Here is a 19,675-nt window from a genome sequence, read left to right as displayed (position 1 = left end):
GCGCTCAGCCCCGACGCCCCCGGACCCGCCGCAGCCGCCACCCCGCGAACCCCGCCGCCAGGGCCCCCACCAGCACTCCGAGCCCGATCCAGGGCAGGGCGAGGAAGGACGCGCCGCCCGACCCGGTGACGCCCTTCGCGCTCGCCGTGAGACGTATGTCGCCCCGGTCCAGCTGCGGCGAGCCCGCCCACGGCTCGGTCAGGCGGACCTTCTGGCCGGGCAGCAGCTCGGCCGGGACGTTCGTCAGCGCGCGGCTCAGCAGGGTACGGCCGAACAGGCCCGTCGCCTTCAGTTCGACCTTCGGGTCGAGCGTGACGTTGCCCCGGTTGTGGAGCGTGTAGGAGACGACGGACCTGCTGCTGCCCGTGCCCGGGACCAGTGGGTGGTGCTGGGTGAGGGAAACGTCCTCGACCGCGAGCGCGGGCACGGTGGGGCCGGTGATCCGCAGATAGACCCGCGCCCCTACCGCCTGCTGCACCCCCATCGCCAGCTCCCCCTGTCCGGCCGCGACCTTCTCGTCCAGGGCGACCAGCGCCCCGGGGTGGTCGCCGGGCTCCGCGTCGGCCGGGACGGTCACGGTGAACGGCACGGTGACCGAGGCGTGCGCCGGGACGGTGACCGCCGTCCGGTCGGGCCTGGTCCAGGCGCCCACGCCGTGCTGCGGCTCACGCTGGGTGCGCACGGCGAACCCGCCGTCGCGTTCGGTGTTGTACGCGTCGGCCCCGTACAGCCGGAAGGCCATGGGCGCGGCCGTCTTGTTGGTGACGGTGACCTTGTCGGTGAGGGTGGTGCCGGGGCCGGCGGAGAGGTAGAAGTACGGGCGCCGGTCCGCGCCCGGGGAGGACGGGAAGACGGCCCAGTTGCCGTTGTCGGCGGCGCGCGCGGGCGTGCCGAGGAGCAGGACGGCCGCGGCGAGGAGGAGGACGTACAGCTTGCGCACGGTGCGGAACCCCCGGGGACGGGTGGGCCGGCCGGGTGCGCGCCCGGCCCACGGGTGGATCAGGCCAGCGTGAGCGTCAGCACGCCGGAGTACGCGCCGGGGGCGGTGAACGCCGGAACGTTCAGCGAGACCCGGGCGTCCACGGTGAACTCACCGCCGGTGAGCGCCGCGTTGGGCGTGGTCGCGAGGGTCGCGCCCGCGCTGCCCACGGTGCCCGGCGAGCCCGCCGCGCAGGTCGACGGGGAACCGGCCTTGGTGGCGCAGGCCGGGGTCCAGCCGAGCTTGGAGGCGTCGATCTTCACGCCGCCGGGGCCGGTGAAGTCGGTGACCTTGCCGGTCAGGGACCAGCCCGCGGGGCCGCCGCGGAAGTCCTGGACCGTCACCGTCTGGAGCGAGCCCCGGGAGAAGCCGCCCTTGCCGAAGTCGACGGCGTCCATGGCGACGGCGTCGCCGGCCTGGGCCATGGAGAGTGTGCCCGCCTTGACCGAGGAGTTGAGCTTCTGGCTGTTCGGCGGCGTCGGGGTGTCGTCGACGACGCTGTACGCCGCCGGGCCCGCGCCCTTGTCGTCGCTCCAGCTCGCTCCCTCGTAGGCGACGATGCCGCTGGTCGCCTTGTCGTTGACCGTCAGGGCGGTGGAGAACGCGCCCTGCGCGTCCGCCGTCACGGTCGCCTTGTCGGCGGTCTCGGCGGCCCCGGCCCGGCCGACGACCGTCACGGTCGCGCCCGCGGTGAACTTCGACCCGGTGACGGTGACGCTCGCGCCGGGCTTGCCGGAGGCGGTGCCCAGCTGGACGGCCCGCTGGTTGGTCTGGCCGCCGCCGGTCGCGGTGACCGTCTCGGAGACGGGCGCGGGCGGGTTGGTGACCGTACAGGGGGTGTCCAGCTCCATGATGTAGCTGGTGTGGATGTTGTAGTCGCCGGGCGACAGGGTGATCGCGCCGGGTGCGGTGACGGTGAACGTACCGGTCATGGAGAACGGCGGGAACGCGCCCTTCCCTGGCACCGGGTCGTTCTTCTTGGGTCCGGCGACCGTGACGGCGCCGGACTGCGCGCCGCCGACGGTGACCTTTCCGGTGGGGGTCATGATGTCGGCGGGCAGCGCCAGGTCCACCGGGTTGCCGGCGGCGGGCTTGGTGACCGTGTACGTCACGGTCACCGTGTCGCCCACCTTGGGCGTGGCGTTGTCGACGGTGATCTGGGCACTCGTGGTGCCGTCGATCGGCGGGATGCCCGCGATGGGCGGCGGTACGCAGTGCGTGGCGAAGTCGACGGGCGTCGCGGCCAGGGCCTGTCCGGGCGCGATGAGCGCTCCGGTTCCGGCCATGAGCGCCGCGGCTCCCAGTACGGCGGCCCAGTGGCGCCGTCTTCGTGCTGAAGGCATGACTGCCCCCCTCTGCGGTTGTGGCGCAGCAGCGGCTCGGCTGCGCCGGCAGGGAGCCATTGACCTGGGGGCGCGAAAAGAAGTCAATGGAATCGAAATCCCCTGACTGATGGGCCATCAGATTCTGTCAAGATCCGCGTTCTCGCAGGTCAACCGGTGGATCGCGGTCCGCTCACGGCAGCGCGGAACCGGCGCCGCTGGCGGCGGCGCCGGTCCCGTGAGGCGTGGGGGGCTGATGCTTCCCTGGAGTCGGCCGAACGGTCAGCTGAACACGAACGGCCCGGGCGCCTGGGCCGCCGTCGAGTTGCAGGTCACCGTGATCCCGAAGACCAGCATCTTGACCGAGCCGGGGTGCGCGTTGGCGGAGAGCCCGGGCGAGACGGTCCCGCCGAGCGGGCCGACCGTGACCCCGCTGCCCGCCGACATCGCGGGGTTGCGCTTGCCACTGAAGACCACGGTGCCGCCACCGGCCTTGGCCATGGTCAGCGTCGTGGTGATGGAGTCCGCGCCCACCCCGATCGGGGTGGTGATCTCGGAGGAGGTGAGGGTGACGGTGGCGGCCGTGCCGTTCTGGGTGGCCGTCAGCGTCGCCTCACCGCCGCCGTAGAAACCGCAGTTGTAGACCTCGGTGGCCGACCCCGGGGAGACGGCCGAGGCCGTCGGGGCCAGCACCAGTGCACCGGTGGCCAGTCCGCCCGCGGCGAGCGCCGCGAGCACCAGTGGCCTCTTGCGTAACATCGGTTCCCCTTCCCGTACTTCCCGTACAGGGAGATGGCGAGTGCCGCGCTGAAGCGCATGCGCATGCGCGTGAAACCGTCCGCGGGCGGGGTGCGCACGCCACACGGGAGGAGGGCGGTCGACTCGGCCGGGGGCCGCGGCTCGCGCCCCCTGCCCGGCCGCCGTATCTGACGGTCCGTCGGATGAACTGCTGTTCATTGATGCGCGGGGGGCGCGGGGGCGCAAGGGGGGACCGGGGGTTTCTTCGGCGCGGGCCGCAGACGGCCGGAAACCGTCGGTCCGGCGGACCGCAACCGGCCACGGCCCCGGCGGCTGGAACGGGGTGCATCAGCTGCGGACCGTGCTGGCTTGCTCGCGCAGTTCTCCGCGCCCCTTGAATGCCCCGCTGCGCGGCATCCTCGGGGTCGCCCCGGAGGGGCGCTTCCAGGGGCGCTTCCAGGGGCGCGGAGAACTGCGCGACCAGCCACAGACGGCCCGCAGACGAAGACCTGGCACCTCAGCCCGCCGCGACCCTCGCGCGGAGTTCCCCGTCCGGGCCCGCCACCAGGACCGGGGTGGTCGCGCCGCCCAGGTCCCGCACCGCCGCCCGGTCCTCGGCGCACGCCGTCTCCGCCTCGGTCACCACGGCCGCCGCCTCCAGCGACTTCGCCCCGCTGGCCACGGCCATGGCGACCGCCGTGCGCAGCGCCGAGAGCTTGAGCGAGTCCAGCTCCACGGTCCCGGCGACGTACGTACGCCCGGTCTCGTCCCGTACGGCCGCGCCCTCGGCCACCCCGTTGCGGGCCCGGGCGCTGCGCGCCAGGGTGATGATCTTGCGGTCCTCGGGGTCGAGTTCGCTGCTCTGAGTCATGCCACGAGCATAAGGAGTGCGCCCGGAGCGGCCCGCGCGCAACCCCCCGCGCTCAGCCCGCCACCGGGTACATCGACCCGCGCCGCCCCTCCGGCGAGGCCAGCCACTCCAGCTTCGCGGCCGTGTCGGTCTCCGGCAGCGGATTGTGCAGCACGATCGCGAGGTCCGGGCGGGCCGGGACCCGCAGCTGGGTGGACTCGACGAACAGCGCGCCCACCACCGGGTGCTGGAACTCCTTCTTGATCTGGCCGCCGGGCAGGATGTCCCGCTGCCCCCACAGCTCCGCGAACTCCGCCGAGAGCCGGGACGCCTCCTCGACGACCTCCTGGAAGCCCTCGTCACCGGGCCGCTCCGAGCAGGCCGCCCGGTACTGGGCGACCACCTTCCCGGCGATCTCCTCCCAGCCCTTGGCGCGGGAGCGGTAGACCGGGTCGGTGAAGAAGGCGACCAGACAGTTCTGCACGATCTCGGGGCGCATGCCGAGCACCATGGCGGCCGCGTCGTTGTACATCACCGTGTTCCAGTACACGTCCATGATGTGCGCGGGGAACGGCATCCAGGCGTCGATCAGCCGCTGCAGGCCCTGGCACATGTCGGCGTTGGCCGGGTCGACCTCGGGCGCGGGCGGGTTGAGCCCGGCCAGCACGTACAGATGCCGGCGCTCGGCGCTGGTCAGCTTGAGGACCCGGCCCACCGAGTCCAGGACCTGCGGCGACACCGTGATGTCCCGGCCCTGCTCCAGCCACTGGTACCAGGAGACGCCCACCCCGGCCAGCACCGCGACCTCCTCGCGGCGCAGCCCCGGGGTGCGGCGGCGGGCGCCGCCGTCGGGCAGCCCGGCGGCGGCGGGGCTGATCCGGCCCCGCCGGTTCATCAGGAACTCGCGCAGTTCGGTGCGCCGCAGCGACTTGTCGATCGGCGTGGCCACGTACGTACTCCCCCTCGTCGGCTACCGGTCGGCGCCCAGGCCTGTCCGGCGGATCTCGTCGGCACGCAGGATCGAAAGGGCGGCCAGGGCCGAGGCCGACCAGATCCGCCGGACAGGCCCTGGGCCGCTGCCTGGTGGTGCCGCCAACAGGATAAGTTCCCACTCTCCACGGCGATTCCCGGACGGCCAGGCTGTGGCCATGGCAATCGACACCCACACCGCACCGGCCACGCCGGCCGCCGCACAGGCCCCGCAGGACGGCCGGCTCTCCGGCCGGGCGAAGCTGGTCCTGTTCGTGCTCTGCGCCGCCCAGTTCATGGTGGCGCTCGACTTCTCCGTACTGAACGTGGCGCTGCCCGTCCTCGGCGACGACCTGGGCCTGAGCCGGTCCGCGCTCCAGTGGGCGGTCACCGCGTTCGCGCTGCCGTCCGGCGGCTTCCTGCTCCTGTTCGGCCGGATCGCCGATCTGTACGGCCGCAAGAAGCTGTTCCTGACCGGGCTCGCCCTCTTCGGCGCGGCCTCGCTGCTCGCCGCCCTCGCCTGGGACCCGGCGTCGTTCCTGACCGGCCGCGCCCTGCAGGGCCTGGGCGCCGCGGTGATCGTGCCGACCGGTATGTCCCTGCTGACCACCACGTTCCCCGAGGGCCCGCAGCGCGACAGGGCGCTCGGCATCAGCGGCACCCTGCTCTCGCTCGGCTTCACCGTCGGCATGGTGCTCGGCGGGGTCATGACGGACACGCTGGGCTGGCGCTCGACCATGGGCCTGCTCGCGGTCGCCGCGGTGACCGTCCTCGCCCTGGCGCCCGGCCTGCTGCCCGAGTCGCGCACCCCGGACCGCCCGCGGCTGGACGTCCCCGGCGCGATCACCGTCACCGGCGGGCTGCTCGCCCTGATCTACTCCCTGTCGACGGCGGCCCAGCGCGGCTTCGGCGGCGCGGACGTGTGGGGCACGCTGGTCGCCGGTCTGCTGCTGCTCGCGGCGTTCGTGGTCGTCGAGTCGAAGGCGCCGGCCCCGCTGGTCTCGCTGCCGATGCTGAAGCGCCGCACGGTGGCGTGGGGCAACCTGGGCGGCCTGGTCACCTTCTCGATGATGTCGACGGTCATCTTCGTGCTGACCCTCTACCTCCAGGAGGTCCTGGGCCTGTCGTCCTTCAAGACCGGTCTGGTCTTCGGCGTCCAGGGCGCCATGTCGGCGGTCGCCGGCAGCTACGCCGCCAAGGTCATCGGCCGCTTCGGCGCCCGCCGCACCCTGGTCGTCTCACTGCTCGGCCAGGGACTGTTCATCGCCCTGCTGCTCGCCCTGGGCCGCGAGTCGGGCGCGCTGCTCGCCACCGTCGCCGTCTCACTGGCCAGCATGTGCCACCTGGGCGCGATCATCTCGTACGGACTGACCGTCACCAGCGGTGTGCCCGACGAGGAGCAGGGGCTGGCGACGGGTCTGGTCACCACCACCCAGCAGGTCGGCATCACCATCGGCATCCCGCTGCTCGGCGTGCTCGCCACCACCGGGGACGACCTGTTCCAAGGGGTGCGGACCGTGCTGCTGACCGACGCGGTGATCGTGGTCGCGGCGGCGGCGCTGGTGGCGGTCGGCCTTGGCCGCCGGAAGGTCTAGCGGGTCAGGGCCGGTCGAGCCGGAGCCGCTCGGCCTTCGGGAGACCGGCCACGACCAGGTCGTACGAATCCTCGATCAGCTCCCGGACCAGCCGGTCCGGGAGCTGATCCACGTCCACCGTGTTCCAGTGGCGCTTGTTCATGTGCCAGCCCGGCACGATCGCCGGGTACTCGGCGCGCAGCCGCACCGCGTCGTCCGGGTCGCACTTGAGGTTGGCGGTGAGCGGGACGCCGCCCAGGTTGCTCAGCGCGAACATCTTCCCGAGGACCTTGAAGACCGAGGTCCCCGAGTCGAACGGGAACTCCTCGGTAGCGGCGTTGAACGCCAGGCAGAAGGCCCTGAGCTCCTCAGGTGTCACGCCTCTTCCTCCTCCTTGACCGGCTGCGGCTCCACGAGCACGGTCACGATCTTGTTCCGGCGGCCCGCCGGGGACTCGGCCGTCAGGCGCAGCGCCCGCCCGTCCGGCAGGTCCACGGCCGCCGTGGCGCCCGCGATCGGCACCCGCCCGAGCGCCTTGGCGAGCAGTCCGCCGACCGTCTCCACGTCCTCGTCGTCGAACTCGTCGAACCCGAACAGCTCGCCCAGGTCGCCGATGTCGAGCCGCGCGGTGACCCGGAAGCAGCCGTCCGCCAGCTCCTCGACCGGCGTCAGCTCCCGGTCGTACTCGTCGGTGATCTCCCCGACGATCTCCTCCAGGATGTCCTCGATGGTGACGATGCCGGCCGTGCCGCCGTACTCGTCGATGACGACGGCGACATGGCTGCGGTCCTGCTGCATCTCGCGCAGCAGGTCGCCCGCGTTCTTGGTGTCGGGCACGAACGCGGCGGGGCGCATCGCGGTGGAGACCAGATCGGCCTCGGAGTCGCGGTTGATGTGCGTCTTGCGGACCAGGTCCTTCAGATACACGATCCCGACGATGTCGTCCTCGTTCTCACCGGTCACCGGGATCCGGGAGAAGCCCGAGCGCAGCGCGAGGGTGAGCGCCTGGCGGATGGTCTTGTAGCGCTCGATGCAGACGAGGTCGGTACGCGGCACCATCACCTCGCGCACCAGCGTGTCGCCGAGCTCGAAGACCGAGTGCACCATCCGGCGCTCGTCGTCCTCGATCAGCGACTCCTGCTCGGCGAGGTCGACCATCGCCCGCAGCTCGGCCTCGGAGGCGAACGGGCCCTTGCGGAAGCCCTTTCCGGGCGTGAGGGCGTTGCCGAGGAGGATGAGCAGCTGCGGCACCGGGCCCATGATCCTGGCCAGCGGCAGCAGTACGTACGCGGCGGCCGTCGCCGTGTTCAGCGGGTGCTGGCGGCCGATGGTGCGCGGCGAGACGCCCACGGCGACATAGGAGACGAGCACCATCACCGCGATGGCGACGAGCAGCGCAGTCCAGGTCTCGCCGAAGTCCTCCAGGCAGACGTAGGTGACCAGGACCCCGGCCGCCATCTCGCAGGCGACCCGGACAAGGAGGGCCACATTGAGGTAACGGGTGGGGTCGGCGGCCACCTGGGCGAGCTTGGCCGCGCCGCGCCGCCCGGACCGCACGGCCTCATCCGCGCGGAACGAGGACGTACGGGCGATGCCGGCCTCCGCACAGGCGGCCAGCCAGGCGACCACGACCAGGGCGACGGCGCCGAAGAGCAGTTGCCCGGTCATGAGACGGTCGGCGCCGGGGAGGGGCCGGTGTGGCCCTTCTCCGCCCGCCAGCCGTCGACGATGGCCGCCTGCAGACCGAACATCTCGGCCTTCTCGTCCGGCTCCTCGTGGTCGTAGCCCAGCAGGTGCAGCACTCCGTGGACGGTCAGGAGCTGGAGCTCCTCGTCCATGGAGTGCCGTGTCGGCGCGTCCTCGCCCTGCTGCTTGGCGACCTCCGGGCAGAGCACGATGTCACCGAGGAGCCCCTGGGGGGGCTCCTCGTCGTCCTTCATCGGCGGACGCAGCTCGTCCATCGGGAAGGACATGACGTCGGTCGGACCCGGCAGGTCCATCCACTGGATGTGCAGCTGCTCCATGGCCTCGGCGTCCACGACGATCACCGACAGCTCGGAGAGCGGGTGGATCCGCATCCGCGTGAGTGCGTAGCGGGCGATGTCGAGGATCGCCTGCTCGTCGACCTCGGTTCCGGACTCGTTGTTGACGTCGATCGACATGGTGCGCTCTGACTACTTCCCGTTGTGGCCCTGCTGGCTGTCGTACTTCTCGTACGCGTCGACGATACGGCCGACGAGCTTGTGCCGGACGACGTCCTGGGACGACAGCCGGGAGAAGTGGACGTCCTCGACACCCTCCAGGATGTCCTGGACCTGGCGAAGACCGCTCTTCGTGCCGTTCGGCAGGTCGACCTGGGTGATGTCACCCGTGATGACGATCTTCGAGTCGAAGCCGAGCCGGGTGAGGAACATCTTCATCTGCTCGGCGCTGGTGTTCTGCGCCTCGTCCAGAATGATGAACGCGTCATTCAGCGTGCGCCCGCGCATGTACGCCAGCGGCGCCACCTCGATGGTCCCCGCCGCCATCAGCCGGGGGATGGACTCCGGGTCCAGCATGTCGTGCAGCGCGTCGTAGAGCGGGCGCAGATACGGGTCGATCTTCTCGTAGAGCGTGCCCGGCAGGAAGCCGAGGCGCTCGCCCGCCTCCACGGCGGGCCGGGTCAGGATGATCCGGGTGACCTGCTTGGACTGCAGGGCCTGGACCGCCTTGGCCATGGCGAGATAGGTCTTTCCGGTACCGGCGGGGCCGATGCCGAAGACGATCGTGTGCTTGTCGATCGCGTCGACGTACCGCTTCTGGTTGAGGGTCTTGGGGCGGATGGTGCGACCGCGGCTGGAGAGGATGTTCTGCGTGAGCACGTCGGCCGGCGTCTCGTGGCCGTCCTCCCCCTTGCCGTTCTCGCTCGCCCTGAGCATGGCGATCGAGCGTTCCACTGCGTCCTCCGTCATCGGCTGACCGGTGCGGAGCACCAGCATCATCTGGTCGAACAGGCGTTGGATGAGCGCGACTTCCGCCGGGGTCCCCGTGGCACTGATCTCATTGCCCCGGACATGGATGTCGGCCGCCGGGAAGGCCTTCTCGATCACGCGCAGCAGCGAGTCACCGGATCCGAGCAGCATCACCATCGGGTGCTTGGCAGGGACCGTGATCTGGGCACTCGCCTGCGGCTGTGTGGGTGTCTGAGTCATGGGCCGGCTCTGTGGCCTGCACATACCTCCCGTTGCAGGGTTCTCGCTGCTCGACAACCCCTGGAACACCAAGCCTACGACCTGGCACTGACAGCGCCGAGGGGTTTTCGGACCGGGTGTCCGGGCACGCTGTCGGCCGTGCTCAGACCGGGCGCCTCAGCTCAGACCGGGCACGCTCAAGCAGGCCGGCGGAAGCCGATCGTCGGGACGGCCCGGCGCAGCGGCCAGGGCCGGGCCGCGCCCGGCAGCAGTCCCTCCAGGAACGCGTACCGCCGCAGCGCCGCGGGGTCCTGGTCCTCGTACGTACGCACCTGCTGCCACCACGCGGCGATCTCCGCCCAGCCCGGCGCCGAGAGCGAGCCGCCGAACTCCTGCACCGAAAGGGCGGCCGTCAGCCCGGCGAACGCCAGCCGGTCCGCCAGCGGCCACCCCGCGAGCGTGCTGGTGACGAACCCGGCCACGAACACGTCGCCCGCCCCGGTCGGGTCGAGTGCCTCCACCGCGATCGCGGGCACCTCGGCGGTCTCGCCGGTCGAGCCGTCCACCGCGTACGCGCCCTCCGCGCCCAGGGTGACCACGGCGACCGGCACCTTCTCGGCCAGGGCTCGGGCCGCCGCGCGCGGGCAGTCGGTGCGGGTGTAGCGCATCGCCTCGCCCGCGTTGGGCAGGAACGCCTCGCAGTGTTCGAGGCCGGTCAGGCCCGCCAGGTCCCAGTGCCCGGTGTCGTCCCAGCCGACGTCCGCGAAGATCCGCGAGCCCTGCCGGGCGGCGTCGGCGATCCACTCCTCGGTGCGCCCGGGCACCAGCGAGGCGATCGCGGCACGCGCGCGTGGGGCGACGGCGGGTGCGCCCGCATGGAAGGGCACGGCCTCCGGGGGCGCTTCGTGGCCGTGCGAGACCATGGTCCGCTCGCCCTCGTACGCCATGGAGACGGTGACCGGCGAGTGCCAGCCGGGCACGGTCCGCGACAGCGACAGGTCGATGCCCTCGCCCTGCTCCAGGGCGTCCCAGCAGTACTCGCCGTAGTGGTCGTCACCGAAGGCCGCCGCCAGCGAGGTGCGCAGCCCGAGGCGGGCGAGCGCGATGGCCATGTTGGCGACCCCGCCGGGGCTGGAGCCCATGCCGCGAGCCCAGGACTCCGTGCCGCGCACCGGGGCGGAGTCGAGGCCGGTGAAGATGATGTCGAGGAAGACCGTGCCGGTGAGGAAGACGTCGCACTCCGGGTCGCGGGGCCGGCGCACCTTGTCCAGCGGGTCGACGCCCGCGGTGTGGCCCCACCGGTCGGCGCGGTCCTGCTGCTCTCTGCTGGATGTGGTCACGGCGGACTCCCCGTTCGCGTACGGATCAGGCCAGTGTGCCCGATCCGTACGCGGCCGAGACTCCTCCTACCAGCGCGGCAGGGCCGGCGGGCGCCACTGCTCGTACCCGGGGGCCCGTCGCATCGCGGCGGCGTCGTCGCGGTCGCGCAGGGTGCCGTCGTCGGCCAGCCAGCGCCGGTGGAGGCGGTCGAGCGCGTCGCGGTCGAGGGTGACGCCGAGCCCGGGGGCATCGGAGACGGTGAGCCGCCCGCCCCGGAAGACATGGCGGTCGACCACGACATCCTCGCTCTGCCAGGGGTAGTGGCTGTCGCACGCGTAGTCGAGGTTGGGCACGGTCGCGGCGACGTGGGTCATCGCGGCGAGGCTGATGCCCATGTGGGTGTTGGAGTGCATGGACAGGCCCACCCCGAAGGCGCGGCAGATCGCGGACAGCTCCCGGGTGTTGCGCAGCCCGCCCCAGTAATGGTGATCACTGAGGACGACCTGCACGGCGTCGCTGAGGAACGCCTCACGGATCTCGTCGAACGTGGTCACGCACATATTGGTGGCGAGCGGGACGTCCGTACCCGCCGAGACCTCCGCCATCGCGCGCGTGCCGGACGCCGGGTCCTCCAGGTACTCCAGTACGTCCGCGAGCTCGGCGGCGACGCGCAGCGAAGTGGCCGCACTCCAGCCGCCGTTCGGGTCGAGCCGCAGCGGATGCCCCGGAAAGGCCTCGGCGAGCGCCCGGACCGCGGCGACCTCCTGCTCGGGCGGGAAGACACCGCCCTTGAGCTTGAACGAGCCGAACCCGTGCTCGCGCACGAACCGCCGGGCCTGCGCCACGATCCCGGCGGGGTCGAGGGCCGCCCCCCAGTCGTCCTTCTCGCCCGCCCCGCCCGGGTGTTCGGCCCACCGGTAGAAGAGATAGGCGCTGTACTCCACGCTGTCGCGGACCTTGCCGCCGAGGAGCGTGTGCACGGGCACACCGAGCGTCTTGCCGAGCGCGTCGAGGCAGGCCACCTCGAAGGCGGAGACGACGGAGAGCCGCAGCTTGTCGGCGCTCTGCACACCGCGCAGCCCGCCGACGTCGACGGAGTGATCGACGCGCGCCTCGTCCACGGGCAGATCGTCCATAAGGGTGAACAGCCCATTGAGGTCGGAAAGGTCATGCCGGGCGCCGAGAAGGGAGGCGGCGTACGGCCGGGCCAGCTCCAGGTACTTGGTATCGCCATAGCTCTCCCCGATGCCGGTGACACCGCTGTCAGTGACGACTTCGACGACGAGGCGCGGGGTGTACGACTGGTGCACCCCCTGGACGTTGAGGAGCGGGGGGTCGGAGATGAGGACGGGAGTGAGCCGGATGTCGACGATGGTGCGCTGCTGCGGCTGAGCATCCATGGGAATGGAGACTAGATATGTGAACGGAGAGGGGTCAAGGGAGCGGCGAGGAGGGGTGGATGGGGGAGCCGCTAAATACCCGCCATTCGACTCCCCAAACAAAATATGACCCAGATCACTAACTTGTGGCTTTCGTGTGCTCGGGGCACTTGATACAAATTGGGCCGCGTTCCCGTACGTGACAACACCGGGCGCATCCCCCCTCTTTGAACTTTCTCCGCACTCCTGCCCGTTCGGGCACCGCCCTTCCTGGAACGCCCATGTCCGCACGCCCTCGTGCCGCCCGGCCTCTGGTCGCCGTCTTCACGGCCGGCTACCTCGCCGCGTATCTGCTCCCGACCGTCGTGGGCCGCCTCTCGTCAGGCCTCGGCCTCTCCCCCACCCAGGCCGGACTCATCGGCTCCACCCTGCTGTTGAGCTCGGCGGCGGCGGGCTTCGCGCTGGCGGCGCGGGTGGAGCGGTACGGGGAGCGCCGCCTGGCCCGGCTGGGCCTGCTGCTCGCACTGGGCGGTTACGGCGGCGCCGCGCTGACGACACACCTCCCCCTGGTGGTGGCGGGCGCGGTGGTCGGGGGCTTCGGCTCCGGTACGGCGACGGCGGTGGCCGCGTCGGGGATGGCCGCGCGGCGGGATCCGCACCGGCTGACCACGCTCGGGCTGCTGTCCGTCTCCGCGACGGCCGGGGCGCTGTATCTGACGATCCCGCACCTCGGGGGCGGCCACGGGTTGCCGTTCGCGGCGATCGCGGTGGTGGCGGGGGTGGTGTGGCCGGTGACGACCCGCCTGCCGGGCCCGGCCCCGGCCCACTCCACCGGACGTACGACATCGGCCCGCCTGCCGCACCGCCGCGCGGGATCGGTCCTGGCGGCGGCGATGCTCTGCTGGTCCCTGGCGCAGAACGCACTGTGGGGCGTGAGCGGCCGCATCGGCCTGACCCAGGCCGGCCTGACCGAGGTCACGGTGGGCGCGGTGTTCGCGGTGGCGCTGGGCGCGGGCCTGCTCGGGGTGACCGGGGCGGGGGCGCTGGGCACACGGCTGGGGCGGGCGGTACCGATCGGGGTGGGGACGGTGATGATCGCCGGGTGCGTGGTGGTGAGTTCGTCGGCGCGTGGCCTGGTGTCCTTCGCGGGCGGCGAGATCCTGTGGAACGTCTTCTACCCGGTGGTGCTCTCGTACTTGATCGCCCTGGCGGCGTCCCTGGACCCCCGCGGCCGCTGGGCCGTCCTGGCGGGCTCGGCGTCGTCGCTGGGGGTGGCGTGCGGGCCGCTGACGGGGAGCGTGCTGTCCTCGGAGGTGGGGTACGGGGGGATGGGGGCGGTGCTGGGGGTGCTGCTGCTGGCGGTGGCCGGCCCCTTGACGAGGCTGGCGGCCCGCCCGCGCCGTCACCCGGTGATCGCGGCGGCGACCCCGCAGACAGTGGTTCGCCCTGCGGGCGGGGGCGAGTTCAGCTTGTCGGTGTGAGGGGGCGGGGCGGGGCGGGTGGGGCTGGTTGCGCAGTTCCCCGCGGAACCCTCCGGGGGGTGCGGGATTCGTCTGCGGGCCCGGTGGGGGCTGGTCGCGCAGTTCCCCGCGCCCCTACTTGGCCCGGCGTCCGTCTGGGGGCTGAGTGTGGCTCGTCGCGCAGTTCCCCGCGGAACCCTCCGGGAGTGCGGGATTCGTCTGCGGGCCCGGTGGGAGCCGGTCGCGCAGTTCCCCGCGCCCCTGAGGGGGGATGGGGATGTCCAGCGCGGACAGGTCAGGTTTACGGGGCACGGCCAAATTCAGCCCCTGGGGGTCCCCCCTGGACGAAGTCCTTGGGGGAGTTTGAGGAGCGGGGTCCGGGGCGGAGCCCCGAAGCAGGGACCGGGGGCTGGGCCCCCAGGTAGCCCCCCCACCCTCGCGCCGGGGTCCGGGGCGGAGCCCCGAGGCGGGAGCGGGGAGCAGCCCAGCGGGGACGCCGGGGGCGCAGCCCCCGAAGCGGGGGCCGGGGGCTGTGCCCCCAGGTAGCCCCCCCACCCTCGCGCCGGGTCCGGGGCGCAGCCCCAGCGGAGGTGCAGGGGGCGGAGCCCCCGCCCGCGCGAGGGGTGCAGGGGGCGGAGCCCCCGCCAACAGGGGTCCGGGGGCCTAGCCCCCGGGAGAACCACCTCAACCCACCCCCCACCCCCGGAGGGTTCAGGGAACGGGCGGGGTGGGGAACTCGTACGCTTCGACCTCCGCCAGATACCCCTCCCGCACCCCCTCCTCCCCCTCCAAGAACGCCGCCAGGAACGAGTTGCGCGCGAGGCCCCGCAGGTCCTCGGAGGACAACCCCAGCGCCACCCCCACCGCATCGAACGTGTCCCCCACATACCCCCCGAAGTACGCGGGATCGTCGGAGTTCACCGTGCACATCAGCCCCGCGTCCATCATCCGCCGCAACGGATGCTCCTCCAGGACGGGCACGGCCCGCAGCCGGACGTTCGAGAGCGGACAGAGCGTCAGCGGGATGCGGTCGCGGACCAGGCGGGCGACCAGCGACGGGTCCTCCAGGGCCCGCAGCCCGTGGTCCACCCGTTCCACCCCCAGTACGTCGAGCGCCTCGGTGATGTACGACGGCGGGCCCTCCTCCCCCGCGTGCGCCACCTTCCGCAGCCCCAGCGAGTCCGCCACCGCGTACACCTCGCGGAACTTCGCCGGCGGATGCCCGACCTCCGCCGAGTCGAGGCCGATGCCCACGATCCGGTGCAGATGCGGCCGCGCCGCCTCCAGCGTCTCCAGAGCGGACTCCGCCGACTGGTCGCGCAGGAAGCAGAGGATGAGCCGGGTCGTGATGCCATGGCGGGCCGCACTGCGGTCCAGGGCCCGGCCGAGCCCCTCCACCACCGTCCCGATGGGCACGCCGCGCGCCGTGTGGGCCTGCGGGTCGAAGAAGATCTCCGCGTGCCGCACCCCCTGCGCCGCCGCCCGCGCCAGATACGCCTCCGCCAGCGCCTCGAAGTCGTCCTCCGTGCGCAGCACCGCCATCAGCGAGTAGTACAGGTCGAGGAAGGACTGGAGGTCGTCGAAGAGGTACGCCTTGCGCAGCTCATCGGTGTCCGCGTACGGCAGCCGCACACCGTTGCGCGCGGCGAGTTCGAAGGCGAGCTCGGGTTCGAGGGTGCCTTCGATGTGGAGGTGGAGTTCGGCTTTGGGGATGGGCATGGTGGCGCTTCCTGAAAGTGGCTGGCTCGAAATTCGCTGGAACAACGTGACTACGGCGTACGTCTCGGCAGCGGCACCCGTATCAGATCCGCCGCGATCGTCAGCTCCCCCTCGAACCCCGCCCCCCGCGCCTGCCGCTCGAACGCAGCCGGGTCCGCGTACCGCTGCGAGAAGTGGGTGAGGACGAGGTGGCGGACCCCCGCGTCCCGGGCCACCCCGGCCGCCTGACCCGCCGTCAGATGCCCGTGGTCCTCCGCGAGCCGTACGTCCTCGTCCAGGAACGTCGACTCGACGACCAGCATGTCGCAGCCCTCGGCCAGCGCGGCCACGCCGTCGCAGAGCCGGGTGTCCATGACGAAGGCGAACCGCTGCCCGCGCCGCGTCTCGCTGACGTCGTCGAGCGTCACCCCGCCGAGCGCGCCCTCGCGCTGGAGGCGGCCCACGTCCGGCCCGGCGATGCCGTGCTCGGCGAGGAGCGCGGGCAGCATCCGGCGCCGGTCCGGCTCGGTGATCCGGTAGCCGTAGGACTCCACGGGGTGCGAGAGCCGCCGCGCTTCGAGCGTGTACGCGTCGGTCGCGGCCAGCACCGCCCCCTCGCCGTCGACCGGCGCCTGCGCCAGCTCGACCGTCTCGCGGTAGGCCGTCGCGTACCGCAGCCGGTCGAAGAAGTGCTGCCCGCTCGCCGGGTAGTGCGCGGTGACCGGGTGCGGCACGCGGTCGAGGTTGATCCGCTGGATCACCCCGGCGAGCCCCAGCGAGTGGTCGCCGTGGAAGTGCGTGACGCAGATCCGGTCGATGTCGTGCGCGGCCACGCCGGCCCGCAGCATCTGCCGCTGGGTGCCCTCGCCGGGGTCGAAGAGGATGCCCTCGCCGTCCCAGCGCAGCAGATAGCCGTTGTGGTTGCGGTGCCGGGTCGGGACCTGGCTGGCGGTGCCGAGCACCACCAATTCACGTACGGACAACGCCTGTTACTCCGATTGCCTCGCGAAGACCTGCCGAGCGCCCAGGAGCGCCTGCTTGTCCGGCCGGGGGTCCGGGGGGTCACCCCCGGGAAAGAGCAGCCCGGTCCTACCCCGGCGGCCACTGCAGGCCGCGCCCGCCGAGCAGGTGGGCGTGCGCGTGGAAGACGGTCTGGCCCGCGCCGCTGCCGGTGTTGAAGACGATCCGGTACCCGCTGCCGTCGATGTTCTCGGCGGCGGCGATCTCCCCGGCCTCGCACAGCAGATCGGCGGCGATCGCCGGTTCGGCGGCGGCGAGCGAGGCGGCGTCGGGGTGGTGGACGCGGGGGATGACGAGGATGTGCGTCGGCGCCTGGGGGTTGATGTCGCGGAACGCCACGACGGTCTCGGTCTCCCGGACGACGGTCGCCGGGACGTCCCCCGAGACGATCTTGCAGAACAGGCAGTCCGCCTGCGGCTCTCCGGCCACGGTCCTGAGCTCCTCGGTCGCGGTGGAACAGTGGATCAGTCAGAGGCATGCTACTGACGTCTGCCCGCCGATCCCCACTCGCCCCGGGTTCATCCGTCCCGGTTCGTCACTTGCCCCGGAACGTCTCCGTCACGGTCACCGTGACCGTCACCGTCGGGCGGCTGCCCGGTTTGCCCGGGGGCCTGGGGGTGTTCTTGGTGGGGGGCGGGGCGTTGCAGTCGCCCAGGACGTCGGCGTGGAAGACCGTGCGGTCCGCGACCTTCGCCGTCAGGTCGCCGCGTACACAGCGGTCCTCGCGCTCCTCCGTCACCTTGCCGGTGACGTTGATCTTCTTGTTGTCGTCGGTGCGGCCCCGACAGTCGACCGTGGCGACCGTACGGGTCGAACCGGCCGACGGGGTACGGGTCGAGGCGCCGCCGCCGTCGATCTTCGCCGTACACGTCAGGTAGCGCACCTTGACGCCGTCGTGCTCCAGCTTGCTCGTCGCGACCTTGTCGGTGGTCACCGAGACGGTGACCGAACTCATGCCGCCCACCGGGTCGCAGGCCGCAGCCCCGACGGCGGCCGCCCCGGCCAGAGCGAGCGCGGCGAGCGCGCGCCGGTGGCGCAGCGGCAACGTGACGTATCTCCTTGCCCCCATACGCGCCAGCGTCCCACCACCGCGCCGGGCGCGGTAGACGGCTTTACGACGTCACGACCAGCGGCCGGTGCGCCCCATCAGCAGCGCGGCCGCCGCCGTGCCCGCCGTGGAGGTGCGCAGAACGCTCGGGCCGAGCCGGTACGGCTGGGCGCCCGCCTCCGCGAAAGCCGCCAACTCCTCGGGGGATACGCCCCCTTCGGGGCCCACTACCAGGACGATCTCCCCGTGGGCGGGAAGCTCGGCGGTGGCCAGCGGCTCGCTCGAGGTGTCCCGGTCCTCGTGCAGCACGGCGGCGAAATCAGCCGTGGCCAAAAACGCGACAACCTGCTTGGTCGTCATCGCGTCCCGCACCTCCGGGAACCGCACCCGGCGCGACTGCTTGCCCGCCTCCCGGGCCGTGGCGCGCCACTTGGCGAGGGACTTGGCGCCCCGGTCGCCCTTCCACTGCGTGATGCAGCGCGAGGCCTGCCACGGCACCACGGCGTCGACGCCGGTCTCGGTCATCGTCTCGACCGCGACCTCGCCCCGGTCGCCCTTGGGCAGCGCCTGGACGACGGTGATGCGGAGCTCGGGCTCCGGCTCGTGCGCCAGTGAGTCGAGCTGGACGATCAGGCGGTCCTTGCCCTCGGTCGCCAGGACCACGCAGTCGGACCAGTTGCCGAGACCGTCGGTCAGGACGACGTCCTCGCCGGGCTGGAGCCGCTTCACGGAGACGGCGTGCCGCCCCTCGGGCCCGTCCAGTACGTACCGGCCGCCCGGCCCGGACTCGCGGAAACGGTCGACGACGAAGACCGGGGCGGTCATGACGCACTCCTCATGTGTTTCGGTTTCTCGATGCGGCGGCCAACGCGGCCAGCGCCGCGTCCAGTTCGGCCGCCAGGACCTGCACCAGCTGCCCGGCCGGCAGTTCGCGCGCCAGCCGGTGCCCCTGCCCCGCCCACAGCGCCATGCCCTGGGCGTCGCCCGCCGCTGCGGCGGCCCGCCGCAGCCCGGCGGTGAGCTGGTGCACCTCCGGATAGGCGGCCGGGGCGTACGGCCCGTGCTCGCGCATGAACCGGTTGACCAGCCCGCGGGCCGGGCGTCCGGAGAACGCCCGCGTCAACTCCGTACGGACGAAGAGGGGGTTGGTCAGCGCCTGCTTGTGCAGCGCGTGCGCACCGGACTCGGGGGAGGCCAGGAAGGCCGTGCCGAGCTGCGCCGCGTCCGCGCCCGCCGCGAGCACCGCCGCGATCTGGGCGCCGCGCATCAGCCCGCCGGTCGCGATGACCGGCAGCCGTACGCTCTCGCGGACCTGGGTGATCAGCGAGAGCAGCCCGATCCCGGAGCCGTCGGCCTGCGGGTCGTCGCGGTGGGTCGACTGGTGCCCGCCGGCCTCTATCCCCTGCACGCACACGGCGTCGGCCCCCGCGCCCTGCGCCGCCAGCGCCTCGTCGGGGGTGGTCACGGTGACGACGGTGTACGTGCCGAGGGCGGCGAACGCGGCGAGCACCTCGCGCTCGGGGCAGCCGAAGGTGAAGGAGACGGCCGCGACCGGGTCCTCGCGCAGTATCGCCAGCTTGGCCTCGTAGCCGTCGTCGCCACCGGAGTCGGCGTCGCCCAGCGGCGTCTCGTACCAGGTGGCCTCGCCCGCCAGCTGGTTGCGGTACACCTCGATGACGGCCGGGTCGGTGTGCGGCGGCTGCGGCATGAACAGGTTGACCCCGAACGGCCGCCCGGTGAGCCCGCGCAGCTGCTTGATCTCCTGGTACATGCCGTCGGCCGTCTTGTAGCCGGCGGCCAGGAACCCGAGTCCGCCGGCCTCGCAGACCGCGGCGGCCAGACCGGGGGCGGAGACGCCACCGGCCATGGGAGCCTGCACGATCGGATACCGGCAGAGATCGGTCAAAGCCATGCCCGCATCGTGCCACGGGTGCGCTCCGGCACCGAATCGCCCGTCCCGCCATGGGCTGCGCCCCTTGACCCGCCGACCTGCGGGCCGCCCTTGGGCTCCGCCCCCGGCCCCGTCTTTACCTGCGGACCGTGGTGGGCGGACCGTGGGGGGGGGGGGGGGGGGGGGGGGGGGGGGGGGGGGGGGGGGGGGGGGGGGGGGGGGGGGGGGGGGGGGGGGGGGGGGGGGGGGGGGGGGGG

General features: G+C 72.5%; 19 protein-coding genes. 2 read left to right on the top strand and 17 right to left on the bottom strand.

The annotated features are described in order from the left end of the window. Positions 1-4: 4 nt before the first annotated feature. From ACZ499_RS39125 to ACZ499_RS39105, 5 genes are all read right to left on the bottom strand, one after another. Complete coding sequence (locus ACZ499_RS39125) at positions 5-940, bottom strand: DUF916 domain-containing protein (RefSeq protein ID WP_468681870.1); 936 nt, start codon at positions 938-940, stop codon at positions 5-7. Positions 941-999: 59 nt separating this feature from the next. Then, positions 1,000-2,322, bottom strand: a complete 1,323-nt coding sequence (locus ACZ499_RS39120; protein ID WP_468681868.1) for a WxL domain-containing protein — start codon at positions 2,320-2,322, stop codon at positions 1,000-1,002. A gap of 261 nt (positions 2,323-2,583) precedes the next feature. Continuing rightward, complete coding sequence (locus ACZ499_RS39115; RefSeq protein WP_468413892.1) at positions 2,584-3,060, bottom strand: hypothetical protein; 477 nt, start codon at positions 3,058-3,060, stop codon at positions 2,584-2,586. Positions 3,061-3,556: 496 nt separating this feature from the next. After that, entirely contained in the window at positions 3,557-3,910 is a 354-nt protein-coding gene (locus ACZ499_RS39110) for a cytidine deaminase (protein WP_468681866.1), read from the bottom strand. A gap of 52 nt (positions 3,911-3,962) precedes the next feature. Then, positions 3,963-4,784 carry a helix-turn-helix transcriptional regulator gene (locus ACZ499_RS39105; RefSeq protein ID WP_468681880.1) on the bottom strand — a complete coding sequence of 274 codons (822 nt, stop codon included), beginning with the start codon at positions 4,782-4,784 and terminating at the stop codon, positions 3,963-3,965. A gap of 253 nt (positions 4,785-5,037) precedes the next feature. Between ACZ499_RS39105 and ACZ499_RS39100 the strand changes: the two genes are divergently transcribed. Next, a complete protein-coding gene (locus ACZ499_RS39100; RefSeq protein ID WP_468681864.1) occupies positions 5,038-6,453 on the top strand; it encodes an MFS transporter in 1,416 nt (471 codons plus the stop codon). 4 nt (positions 6,454-6,457) lie between these two features. Here the strand turns inward: ACZ499_RS39100 and ACZ499_RS39095 are convergent, their stop codons facing one another. The 6 genes from ACZ499_RS39095 to ACZ499_RS39070 all read right to left on the bottom strand — a co-directional run bounded on the left by ACZ499_RS39095 (position 6,458) and on the right by ACZ499_RS39070 (position 12,322). Beyond that, positions 6,458-6,811: an MmcQ/YjbR family DNA-binding protein gene (locus ACZ499_RS39095; protein ID WP_468681862.1), complete on the bottom strand. Its 354-nt coding sequence runs from the start codon at positions 6,809-6,811 to the stop codon at positions 6,458-6,460. Then, a complete protein-coding gene (locus ACZ499_RS39090) occupies positions 6,808-8,100 on the bottom strand; it encodes a hemolysin family protein (RefSeq protein ID WP_385544563.1) in 1,293 nt (430 codons plus the stop codon). The genes ACZ499_RS39095 and ACZ499_RS39090 overlap by 4 nt, the downstream gene beginning before the upstream one ends. After that, complete coding sequence (ybeY, locus tag ACZ499_RS39085) at positions 8,097-8,594, bottom strand: rRNA maturation RNase YbeY (RefSeq protein ID WP_385544560.1); 498 nt, start codon at positions 8,592-8,594, stop codon at positions 8,097-8,099. Before ybeY ends, ACZ499_RS39090 begins: the two co-directional genes overlap by 4 nt. A 12-nt stretch (positions 8,595-8,606) precedes the next feature. Beyond that, complete coding sequence (locus ACZ499_RS39080) at positions 8,607-9,623, bottom strand: PhoH family protein (RefSeq protein WP_468681860.1); 1,017 nt, start codon at positions 9,621-9,623, stop codon at positions 8,607-8,609. Between the two features lie 176 nt (positions 9,624-9,799). Next, the gene (locus tag ACZ499_RS39075) at positions 9,800-10,942 is read right to left on the bottom strand and encodes a carbohydrate kinase family protein (RefSeq protein ID WP_468681858.1); all 1,143 of its coding nucleotides are present in this window, start codon (positions 10,940-10,942) and stop codon (positions 9,800-9,802) included. A 66-nt stretch (positions 10,943-11,008) separates the two neighbouring features. Next, positions 11,009-12,322: a glucarate dehydratase family protein gene (locus tag ACZ499_RS39070; RefSeq protein ID WP_468681856.1), complete on the bottom strand. Its 1,314-nt coding sequence runs from the start codon at positions 12,320-12,322 to the stop codon at positions 11,009-11,011. Between the two features lie 260 nt (positions 12,323-12,582). Here ACZ499_RS39070 and ACZ499_RS39065 point away from each other — a divergent pair, with 260 nt between their 5' ends. Further along, on the top strand, positions 12,583-13,782 hold the full coding sequence (locus tag ACZ499_RS39065) for an MFS transporter (protein ID WP_468681854.1): 1,200 nt from the start codon (positions 12,583-12,585) through the stop codon (positions 13,780-13,782). 690 nt (positions 13,783-14,472) lie between these two features. On the opposite strand, the gene ACZ499_RS39060 is transcribed toward ACZ499_RS39065, so the two are convergent. The 6 genes from ACZ499_RS39060 to ACZ499_RS39035 all read right to left on the bottom strand — a co-directional run bounded on the left by ACZ499_RS39060 (position 14,473) and on the right by ACZ499_RS39035 (position 19,439). Then, positions 14,473-15,480, bottom strand: a complete 1,008-nt coding sequence (locus ACZ499_RS39060; RefSeq protein WP_468681852.1) for an adenosine deaminase — start codon at positions 15,478-15,480, stop codon at positions 14,473-14,475. Positions 15,481-15,530: 50 nt separating this feature from the next. Next, entirely contained in the window at positions 15,531-16,442 is a 912-nt protein-coding gene (locus ACZ499_RS39055) for a ribonuclease Z (RefSeq protein WP_468681850.1), read from the bottom strand. Between the two features lie 106 nt (positions 16,443-16,548). Continuing rightward, on the bottom strand, positions 16,549-16,908 hold the full coding sequence (locus ACZ499_RS39050) for a histidine triad nucleotide-binding protein (protein WP_468681849.1): 360 nt from the start codon (positions 16,906-16,908) through the stop codon (positions 16,549-16,551). Positions 16,909-17,014: 106 nt separating this feature from the next. Beyond that, on the bottom strand, positions 17,015-17,548 hold the full coding sequence (locus ACZ499_RS39045; RefSeq protein ID WP_468681847.1) for a hypothetical protein: 534 nt from the start codon (positions 17,546-17,548) through the stop codon (positions 17,015-17,017). A gap of 51 nt (positions 17,549-17,599) precedes the next feature. Further along, a complete protein-coding gene (locus ACZ499_RS39040; RefSeq protein WP_468681845.1) occupies positions 17,600-18,352 on the bottom strand; it encodes a 16S rRNA (uracil(1498)-N(3))-methyltransferase in 753 nt (250 codons plus the stop codon). 10 nt (positions 18,353-18,362) lie between these two features. Continuing rightward, positions 18,363-19,439, bottom strand: a complete 1,077-nt coding sequence (locus tag ACZ499_RS39035) for a nitronate monooxygenase (RefSeq protein WP_385544530.1) — start codon at positions 19,437-19,439, stop codon at positions 18,363-18,365. Between the last annotated feature and the right edge of the window lie 236 nt (positions 19,440-19,675).

The sequence above is a fragment of the Streptomyces sp. NPDC031265 genome (genome assembly GCF_055570295.1).
This window is presented reverse-complemented; position numbering and strand designations above follow the sequence as displayed.